This window comes from Paraburkholderia sp. Ac-20336 (assembly GCF_017105025.1).
Lineage (GTDB): Bacteria > Pseudomonadota > Gammaproteobacteria > Burkholderiales > Burkholderiaceae > Paraburkholderia.
This window is the reverse complement of the sequence record NZ_JAAGPS010000089.1, coordinates 23,810-31,870: the sequence shown is the minus strand read 5'-3', so window position 1 is coordinate 31,870 and position 8,061 is coordinate 23,810. Positions and strand designations below refer to the sequence as shown.

Below are 8,061 nucleotides of genomic sequence, written 5' to 3'. Positions count from 1 at the left end.
GGCTCGCGGCCACCGGCGAAGCGCCGCCGCCGGCTTCGGCCACCGTCGTCTCGCTGTTCGCGTACGAAAACCCGGCCGTCGACAGCCTGCTCGAACAATGGCGCGACAGCGTCACGCCCGTCGTGCTGCTGGTGCCCGAAGGCCGTATTTCCGGCGCGCTCGCGCGCTTTTTCGGACTGCCGTCGTTTGCCGCGGGCACGCACGCGACGCGCGGCAACCTCAGCGCCCACGCGCTCGCCTTCACCGAGCAAACCGGCTACGACGCGCTGCTGTGGGCGAGCGACGTCAACTTCGTGCGCGGCGAGGATTCGTTCGTGCGCGCCCAATGGGCCGCGAAACCGTTCATCTGGCACATCTACCCGCAAGCGGACGACGCGCATCTGCCGAAGCTCGACGCCGCGCTCGCCCACTACGCGCGCGCGCTGCCGGCCGACGCGCGCGCCGCGCTCGAACGCTTCTGGCACGCCTGGAACGGCGCGGGCCAGCCGGACTGGGCGCAGTTCCAGCGCCACTACCCGACACTGAGACAGCGCGCCGCCGCGTGGGCGGACGAGCTCGCGCAGGTGGGCGATCTCGCCGGAAACCTGACATTGTTCGCAAAAACTCAGTTAAAATAAGCGGTTATCCAACGGCCGACGACGCAAGCGCGGCCCGATTCCAGCAACACGTTCCGGTCAGCCCGCCTGACCCGTCCCTGTAGAACACGCGTCATGCGCCCCAACCTTCGGGTCGGACACGCGGCTGTCAAGAAAAGGGCGCAAAGGGAACGTATGCTGCGGGTCGGCGCCACTCGTGTACACGCCCGCACAGGGTAAAAATCAGGTAACGGACTGGCAGGATGGCGGACACCGGCGGCTGCGCGAAGCGGCCCGCCGCTCGCCCCCGCCACAGGCCGGCCCCGTTTCGTGCATGCGCTTGCCAGCCGCCGCTTCCCGCGGCGCGGCCGGCGATGGGCGAAACGCCGAAGCCGCTTGGCGCCTATGCCGTTGAGCAACAGTTAAGCTATTTATCTCGCACAGGACAGTTTTATGAAGACCGCACAGGAACTCCGCACCGGCAACGTCGTGATGATCGGCGCAGACGCCATGGTCGTGCAAAAGGCCGAGTACAACAAATCGGGCCGTAACGCCGCCGTCGTCAAGATGAAGTTCAAGAACCTGCTGACCGGCTCGGGCATGGAAACCGTGTACAAGGCCGACGACAAATTCGACGTCGTCGTGCTCGAGCGCAAGGAAGTGACGTACTCGTACTTCGCCGACCCGATGTACGTGTTCATGGACGCCGACTACAACCAGTACGAAGTCGAAGCCGAAATGATGGGCGACGCGCTGCACTACCTCGAAGACGGCATGGCTTGCGAAGTCGTGTTCTACAACGAGAAGGCAATCTCGGTCGAACTGCCGACCACGCTGGTTCGCGAAATCATCTACACGGAACCGGCTGTCAAGGGCGACACGTCGTCGGGCAAGGTGCTGAAGAACGCCAAGCTGAACACCGGTTTCGAACTGCAAGTGCCGCTCTTCTGCAACATCGGCGACAAGATCGAAATCGACACGCGTACCCACGAGTACCGCAGCCGCGCCTAAGCGTCCGAGCGGCTCTCCAGCGTCGGCACCCTGCCGGTCCGCCGCCAAAAAGCGCCCCTTGGGGCGCTTTTTCTTTTCTGGTTCGCCATGCAGAGTGAGGAAAACTTTACCGGGAGCGTTATTCAAAATTACCATTGCGACGCCCCGATTTCATCGCCGATTGCGAACAAACCGTTGATACATCTCGGAAAATTTCTTTGGCACGGTCCCTGCTTGATGGCAAGACAGGCTAGCTTGTTTTTCCAACCGGGAGACGCGCCGTGAACCGCGACATCGCCGCAGGCAGGTGGAAGCAGATAGTCGGCAAGGAAAAGGCCGCATCGTGCAGGTTGACGGACGACGAACCGGCCGGGGCCGAAGACTGCGCCGGCAGGCTCGCCGGCCTGATCCGGAAACGTCCTGGCTGCCCCCGCGCGGAAGCGGAACTCGCAGTGCGCCGGTTTTTCGCCAACAACCGGGATTTCTGACAGGATGAGTGAAGGAACTACAAACCCGGCCCGCGCGGTGCGCAAGCGGCGCAGCCCGGGCCCCGTTCCCGAAGCCCAAGGACCAGCATGACCTGTCATCGAGCCCGCCAGAGCCTTCGGAGCCCGCGATGCGCGTCATCGCAGCCTTAGCGGCGCGCCAGGCATTTCATCCATTCAAAAAATTGCGCTCGCCATGCCACACGCACTGATTGTTGAAGACGATCCCAATAGCCTGTCCGGTCTGTCCGCGATTCTTGCGGCCGACGGTTTCTCCGTCGACACCGCGACCACGCTCGCCGAAGCCCGGGCGGCATTGACGCGCTTCATCCCCGACGTCGTGCTGGTCGACCTGAACCTGCCGGACGGCAGCGGCCTCGATCTGCTGCAGCATCTGCCCGCGCACCCGCCGGGCGGCGCGTTGCCGGTGATCGTGATGACCGGCAACGCGACGGTCGAGAGCGCGATCGAGGGCTTGCGGCACGGTATCTGGGACTATCTGCTGAAGCCGGTCAACATCCCGCGCCTGCGCAGCCTGCTCGCGCGCGTCCCGCGTCCCTACGAGCTGACCGAGGAAGTACAGACGCTGCGCGCGTCGCTGCGCCAGCTCGGCCGGTTCGGCTCGATGCTCGGGCGCAGCGGCACGATCCAGCACGTCTACGACACGATCGAACATCTCGCGCCGACCGAAGCCGCCGCGCTGATCTCCGGCGAAGCAGGCACCGGCAAGCAGATCGCCGCGCGCACGCTGCACGACATGAGCCGGCGCCGCAAGGGGCCGTTCGTCACGTTCGACTGCCGCGGCGCGGCGGCCGGCACCGCGACCCGTTCGCTCGACAGCCTGCTGTTCGGCCACGAACGCGGCGCGTTCGGCGGCGCCGAGCAGCGCGAGGTAGGCCTCTTCGAGCAGGCGAGCGGCGGCACGCTGTTGATCAATGAAATCTCCGAGTTGCCGCGCGCCCAGCAGGAGGCGCTGCTGCGCGCGCTCGATTCGCAAATGTTCATGCGGGTGGGCGGCACCAATCAGGTCGCGACCGATTTCCGCCTGGTCGCGTCAACGCGCAAGCCGCCACGCGCGGCCGTCGCGGACGGCAGCCTGCACCCGGACCTCGCGTTGCGTCTCGAAGCCGCCTCGGTGCTGCTGCCGCCGCTGCGCGAACGCGGCGACGATCCGGTGCTGATCGCGCAAGCGATCATCGACGAGATGAATCTGGAAGCCGCGGCACGCGGCACCGCCGAAGTCGCGAAGCAGGCGGCGCCGGGCTTCCTGCGCGAATGTCTCGCCCACGACTGGCCCGGCAACGTGCGCGAGTTGCAGGATCGCGTGCGGCGCGCGTATCAGGCGTCGGGCGACGTGCTCGAATCGTTGCGCGCCGACGAAGCCGTCACCGCGGACGGCCGCGATCTGAACGGTAGCCGCGTGCAGGTGACCGTCGGCACCCCGCTCGCGGACGTCGAGGAAATGCTGATTCGCGCGACGCTCGACGCGGTGGGCGGCACGCGGCATCGCGCGGCGTCGCTGCTCGGGATCAGCCCGAAGACGCTGTACAACAAGCTGCAGCGGATGCGCTTGAACTGAGTCGACGGCACTTCGATGCCTCGATCGTCGAAGCATCGAAGCGCGCATAAAAAAATGGCGCCTTGATTCGTTTCAAGGCGCCATTTTTTCGGCGGATTTTTTGCGACCCGGGTTTTTCGTGGCGTTATGCGCAGGCTTGATTCGCGAGGTTGGCGGCTCCGCTCGAACGCTCGCAAAAAAAACGCCGCGCCCAAAAGCTGAGGCAAAAAATCACTCAAATGCACCGCGCAGCAACGCCTGCGCTTCGACATACCGCGGCTCGTCCATCAGCTTGCTCCACTTGAGCGCCTTGCCGCGCGGCTGCATGCGCTTCAGACGCCGCTGCGATTCCTTCGACGGCTTGAAGCGCAGCGCGTCGAGCACCTTCTCCGCTTCGTGCGGCTGATTGCAGATCAGCACCATGTCGCAGCCGGCCTCGAGCGCGGCGCGCGCGCCCTCGGTCAGCGTGCCGCCCTGGCGCGCCGCTTCCATCGACAGATCGTCGCTGAATATCGCGCCGTCGAAACGCAGCTTCTTGCGCAGGATGTCCTGCAGCCAGACGCGCGAAAAGCCGGCCGGCTTCGCATCGACCTTCGGATAAACGACGTGCGCGGGCAACACCGCCCCGAGCGACAGGCCGAGCCAGTCGTACGGCGCCACGTCGTCGCGCAGGATCTCTTCCAGCGAGCGCTCGTCGACCGGCATGGCAACGTGCGAGTCCGCCTGCGCGAAGCCGTGCCCCGGAAAGTGCTTGCCGCAATTGCTCATGCCGGCAAGCGCGAGACCGTGATTGAGGCTCTTCGCGAGCATCGCCACGACACGCGGATCGCGATGGAACGCGCGATCGCCGATCACCTGCGAGTGTCCGTAATCGAGGTCGAGCACCGGCGTGAAGCTCATGTCGATGCCGCACGCGCGCAACTCCGCGGCGAGGATATAGCCGACCGCGGTCGCCACCTTGGTCGCCTGCAGCACGTCACGGTCCCACAGCGCGCCGAGCTTGCCCATCGACGGCAGCACCGTGAAGCCGTCGGTGCGAAAACGCTGCACGCGGCCGCCTTCGTGATCGACGGCGATCAGCAGATCCTCGCGGACCGCGCGGATCGCATCGGTCAGCGCGACCAGTTGTGCGCGGCTCTCGTAGTGGCGCGCGAACAGGATCACGCCGCCCGTCATCGGGTGAGCGAGGCGGCGTCGGTCATCGTGGTTCAGCGTTTTGCCGACCACGTCGAGCATCACCGGTCCGGGAATGGTTTTCATCGAGTTCCGCTGGAAAAAGGGCTGTGGGAATCTAAGGCGAAGACAAACGCGGTTCGTCCGGGCCGCGTTCGAGGTCGTGCGTTATTCGGTGGCCGATTGAGCCGATTGGGCCACCGCCTGAACCGCGGCTTGCGCCGCCGATTGCACGGACTGCCCGGCCGAAGCGCGCGCCCCGCCCGCCTGCTCCGTCTCGGCGATCACGAACGACACCGCGTAGTCGCGCTCGTCGCTGATCGTCACGCGTGCGGTAATGCCGCGCGCGTCGAGCCAGTCGGCCAGTTCGCCGGAGGCGACCACCATCGGTTCGCCGCTCGGTTTGTTCAGCGTTTGCAGCGCGCGCCAGCTCATCGGCCAGTGCATGCCGAGGCCGATCGCCTTCGAGAACGCCTCTTTCGCCGAGAAGCGCGTCGCGAGAAACGCGAGGCCGCGCGCCGCCGAGCGGGCCTCACGCGCGCGATAGACGCGCAGTTCGTCGGGGCCGAGCACCTTCTCCGCGAAACGGCCGTTGGTGCGCGTCATCACCGCGGCCACGCGGCTCACCTGCACGATGTCGGTGCCGATGCCATAGATCGCCATGTGCGCGTCCGTCCGGGTTATCCGCGTGCACCGAGACGCGCGGCGACCATGATCGCCTTCATCTCGCGCACCGCATTGTCCCAGCCCGCGAAGATCGCGTGCGCGACGATCGCATGGCCGATATTGAGTTCGACGATGCCGTCGATCGCCGCGATCTGCTGCACGTTCGTGTAGTGCAGACCGTGGCCCGCATTGACCTTGAGGCCGAGCGTCGCACCGAATTCGACCGTGCGCACGAGGCGCTCGTATTCGCGTTGCTGTTCGGCGGGGTCGTGCGCTTCGGCGTAACGGCCCGTGTGCAGTTCGATCACCGGCGCGCCGGCTTCGTGCGCGGCGCGAATCTGCGTCTCATCCGGATCGATAAAGAGCGACACGCGCGAGTTCGCGTCTGCCAGTTGCTTGCAGGCGGCACGCACCGCCTCGAACTGGCCCGCGACATCGAGGCCGCCTTCGGTCGTCAGTTCTTCGCGCTTTTCCGGCACGAGGCAGACGTCGTGCGGCTGCACTTCGCACGCGATGTCGAGCATCTCCTGCGTGACCGCGCATTCGAGGTTCATACGCGTCTTCAGGAGCGGGCGCAGCTTGCGCACGTCGGCGTCGACGATATGGCGGCGATCCTCGCGCAGATGCAGCGTAATCGCGTCGGCGCCGGCCTCTTCGGCCACCAGCGCGGCGCGGATCGGATCGGGATAGGACGTGCCGCGCGCATTGCGCAGCGTGGCGACGTGATCGATGTTCACGCCGAGATCGATGACGGTCGGCGAAGTGAGAAAGAAGCTCATAGGTTCTGCAGGTCGATCAGGATCTGGCGCGTCGCCAGCGGCGTACCGCCCAGATAGGTGTTGAGCAGGAAGCGCATCAGCGTTTTGCTTTGCGCCACGGTCTGCGCTCGATGGTAATCGTCCTGTTCCATATCGAGCAAGGTTTGCCCCGCGATCACCGGCCACTGCGCGGGCCATTCGTCCGACGCTTCGCGCACGCCGCGCTCGGGATCGAACACGTAGCGGCCCTCGGCAAGCACCGCCTTGCGCATGACGGTGCGATCGAGCGCCATCGCGTAGCCGGTTTCGCGCAGTAGCACCCGCTCGAACGAACGCAGCACCTGCACGGGCGGCTCGTCGTGCGCGAGGCGTGTCAGCGTGACGACGTAGTGGTGAAACAGTTGCGGATGCGGGTCTTCGCGCGCACAGAAGCGCACCAGCAGCTCGTTGACGTAGAAGCCGCACAGCAGCGCGTCGCCGGCCAGCGGCAGCATGCCGCCGACCCATTCGGCGCCGGTCAGCGTGCGCACTTCGGATTTGCCCGACCACGCGAGCGAAAGCGGCTGGAACGTTTGCAGCACGCCGCGCAGTGCGGAGTGCGGGCGCTTCGCGCCCTTCGCGACGAGCGCGAGACGGCCGTGATCGCGCGACAGCACGTCGACGATCAGACTCGTTTCGCGATACGGATAGCTATGCAGCACGAAAGCCGGTTGCTCCGCGATCCGGTATTCGGACGCGGAGGTGCGCGGCGCGCGGCGGGCCGGCGCTTTGCGCGCTTCGGCGCGCGGCTCGCCGTCCCCGGCAGACGCGCTTCTGGCCCTGGCCGGGGATTTTCTCGTGCTACGCGCGGACCGCGACGGCTCGTGCTCCGGATCGTCCGCCGCCGCGTCGGAATTCAGCGTCGCCGACGCGTCATTCGTACCCATACGCACGAAGCCCGGCTTCGTTGTCGGCCCAGCCGCTCTTCACCTTGACGAAGGTTTCGAGGTAGATCGGCCCGTCGAACAGCTTCTCCATGTCGAGCCGCGCTTCGGTGCTGATCTGTTTGAGCTTTGCGCCCTTCTGGCCGATGATCATCGCCTTGTGCATGTCGCGCTCCACGAGGATGGTCGCGAAGATGCGGCGCAGGCGCCCCTCGGTTTCGAACTTGTCGATCAGCACCGTGCTCGTGTACGGCAACTCGTCGCCGGTCCAGCGGAACACCTTTTCGCGCAGGATTTCGGCGGCGAGAAAACGCTCGCTGCGATCGGTCAGATCGTCCTCGCCGTAGATCGGCTCGCCTTCGGGCAGAAACGGCTTGACCGTCGCCATCAAACGCTTGATGTCGTCGGTATTTTTCGCCGACAGCGGCACGATCTCGCTGAATTCGCGCAGCGCGCTCATCTGCTGCATGAACGGGAACAGCGTGTTCTTGTCCGACACGCGGTCGAGCTTGTTCGCGATCAGCAGCGTCGGCACCTTCGCCGGAATCAGGTCGAGCACCTTCTGATCGTCGGGGCCGAAGCGGCCCGCTTCGATCACGAACAGGATCGCGTCGACCGAGGTCAGCGTCGAGGTGACCGCGCGATTGAGCGAGCGATTCAGCGCGCCGCTGTGTTTGGTCTGGAAACCGGGTGTATCGACGAAGATGTACTGCGCGTCTTCGATCGTGTTGATGCCGGTAATACGATGGCGTGTGGTCTGCGCCTTGCGCGACGTGATGCTGACTTTCTGGCCGACCAGCGCGTTCATCAGCGTGGACTTGCCGACGTTCGGGCGGCCGACGATCGCGACCATGCCGCAGCGAAAACCAGTGGGAGCGGGAGTGTTCATATTCGGACTACGGCAGGTTCGGTTCGGCGCACGGCAAGCACGCG

At 65.6% G+C, this 8,061-nt stretch carries 9 protein-coding genes; 4 read left to right on the top strand and 5 right to left on the bottom strand.

All coding sequences use genetic code 11. The features are described from left to right. The 4 genes from earP to GXB81_RS21950 form a co-directional block, all read left to right on the top strand. On the top strand, nucleotides 1-617 hold a 617-nt coding region (gene earP / locus GXB81_RS21965; RefSeq protein WP_205990307.1), incomplete at its 5' end, for an elongation factor P maturation arginine rhamnosyltransferase EarP. A gap of 411 nt (nucleotides 618-1,028) precedes the next feature. Continuing rightward, the gene (gene efp / locus GXB81_RS21960; protein ID WP_167042977.1) at nucleotides 1,029-1,586 is read left to right on the top strand and encodes an elongation factor P; all 558 of its coding nucleotides are present in this window, start codon (nucleotides 1,029-1,031) and stop codon (nucleotides 1,584-1,586) included. Nucleotides 1,587-1,846: 260 nt separating this feature from the next. Beyond that, entirely contained in the window at nucleotides 1,847-2,053 is a 207-nt protein-coding gene (locus GXB81_RS21955; protein WP_205990306.1) for a hypothetical protein, read from the top strand. A gap of 193 nt (nucleotides 2,054-2,246) precedes the next feature. Continuing rightward, nucleotides 2,247-3,629 carry a sigma-54 dependent transcriptional regulator gene (locus GXB81_RS21950; RefSeq protein WP_167042974.1) on the top strand — a complete coding sequence of 461 codons (1,383 nt, stop codon included), beginning with the start codon at nucleotides 2,247-2,249 and terminating at the stop codon, nucleotides 3,627-3,629. A 210-nt stretch (nucleotides 3,630-3,839) separates the two neighbouring features. Here GXB81_RS21950 and nagZ read toward each other — a convergent pair whose 3' ends face one another. From nagZ to era, 5 genes are all read right to left on the bottom strand, one after another. Beyond that, entirely contained in the window at nucleotides 3,840-4,868 is a 1,029-nt protein-coding gene (nagZ, locus tag GXB81_RS21945) for a beta-N-acetylhexosaminidase (RefSeq protein ID WP_167285376.1), read from the bottom strand. An 81-nt stretch (nucleotides 4,869-4,949) separates the two neighbouring features. Further along, nucleotides 4,950-5,444: a holo-ACP synthase gene (acpS, locus tag GXB81_RS21940; protein WP_167285374.1), complete on the bottom strand. Its 495-nt coding sequence runs from the start codon at nucleotides 5,442-5,444 to the stop codon at nucleotides 4,950-4,952. Between the two features lie 17 nt (nucleotides 5,445-5,461). Continuing rightward, complete coding sequence (pdxJ, locus tag GXB81_RS21935) at nucleotides 5,462-6,226, bottom strand: pyridoxine 5'-phosphate synthase (protein WP_205990305.1); 765 nt, start codon at nucleotides 6,224-6,226, stop codon at nucleotides 5,462-5,464. Beyond that, a complete protein-coding gene (gene recO, locus GXB81_RS21930; protein ID WP_205990304.1) occupies nucleotides 6,223-7,131 on the bottom strand; it encodes a DNA repair protein RecO in 909 nt (302 codons plus the stop codon). The genes pdxJ and recO overlap by 4 nt, the downstream gene beginning before the upstream one ends. After that, on the bottom strand, nucleotides 7,118-8,017 hold the full coding sequence (gene era, locus GXB81_RS21925; protein ID WP_167042964.1) for a GTPase Era: 900 nt from the start codon (nucleotides 8,015-8,017) through the stop codon (nucleotides 7,118-7,120). The genes recO and era overlap by 14 nt, the downstream gene beginning before the upstream one ends. Nucleotides 8,018-8,061 lie beyond the last annotated feature (44 nt).

Excerpts from the sequence above, each read along its gene's own strand:
- nagZ (WP_167285376.1), bottom strand. The coding sequence starts at position 4,868 with ATGAAAACCATTCCCGGACCGGTGATGCTCGACGTGGTCGGCAAAACG.
- acpS (WP_167285374.1), bottom strand. The coding sequence starts at position 5,444 with ATGGCGATCTATGGCATCGGCACCGACATCGTGCAGGTGAGCCGCGTG.
- pdxJ (WP_205990305.1), bottom strand. The coding sequence starts at position 6,226 with ATGAGCTTCTTTCTCACTTCGCCGACCGTCATCGATCTCGGCGTGAAC.
- era (WP_167042964.1), bottom strand. The coding sequence starts at position 8,017 with ATGAACACTCCCGCTCCCACTGGTTTTCGCTGCGGCATGGTCGCGATC.
- efp (WP_167042977.1), top strand. The coding sequence starts at position 1,029 with ATGAAGACCGCACAGGAACTCCGCACCGGCAACGTCGTGATGATCGGC.
- GXB81_RS21950 (WP_167042974.1), top strand. The coding sequence starts at position 2,247 with ATGCCACACGCACTGATTGTTGAAGACGATCCCAATAGCCTGTCCGGT.
- recO (WP_205990304.1), bottom strand. The coding sequence starts at position 7,131 with ATGGGTACGAATGACGCGTCGGCGACGCTGAATTCCGACGCGGCGGCG.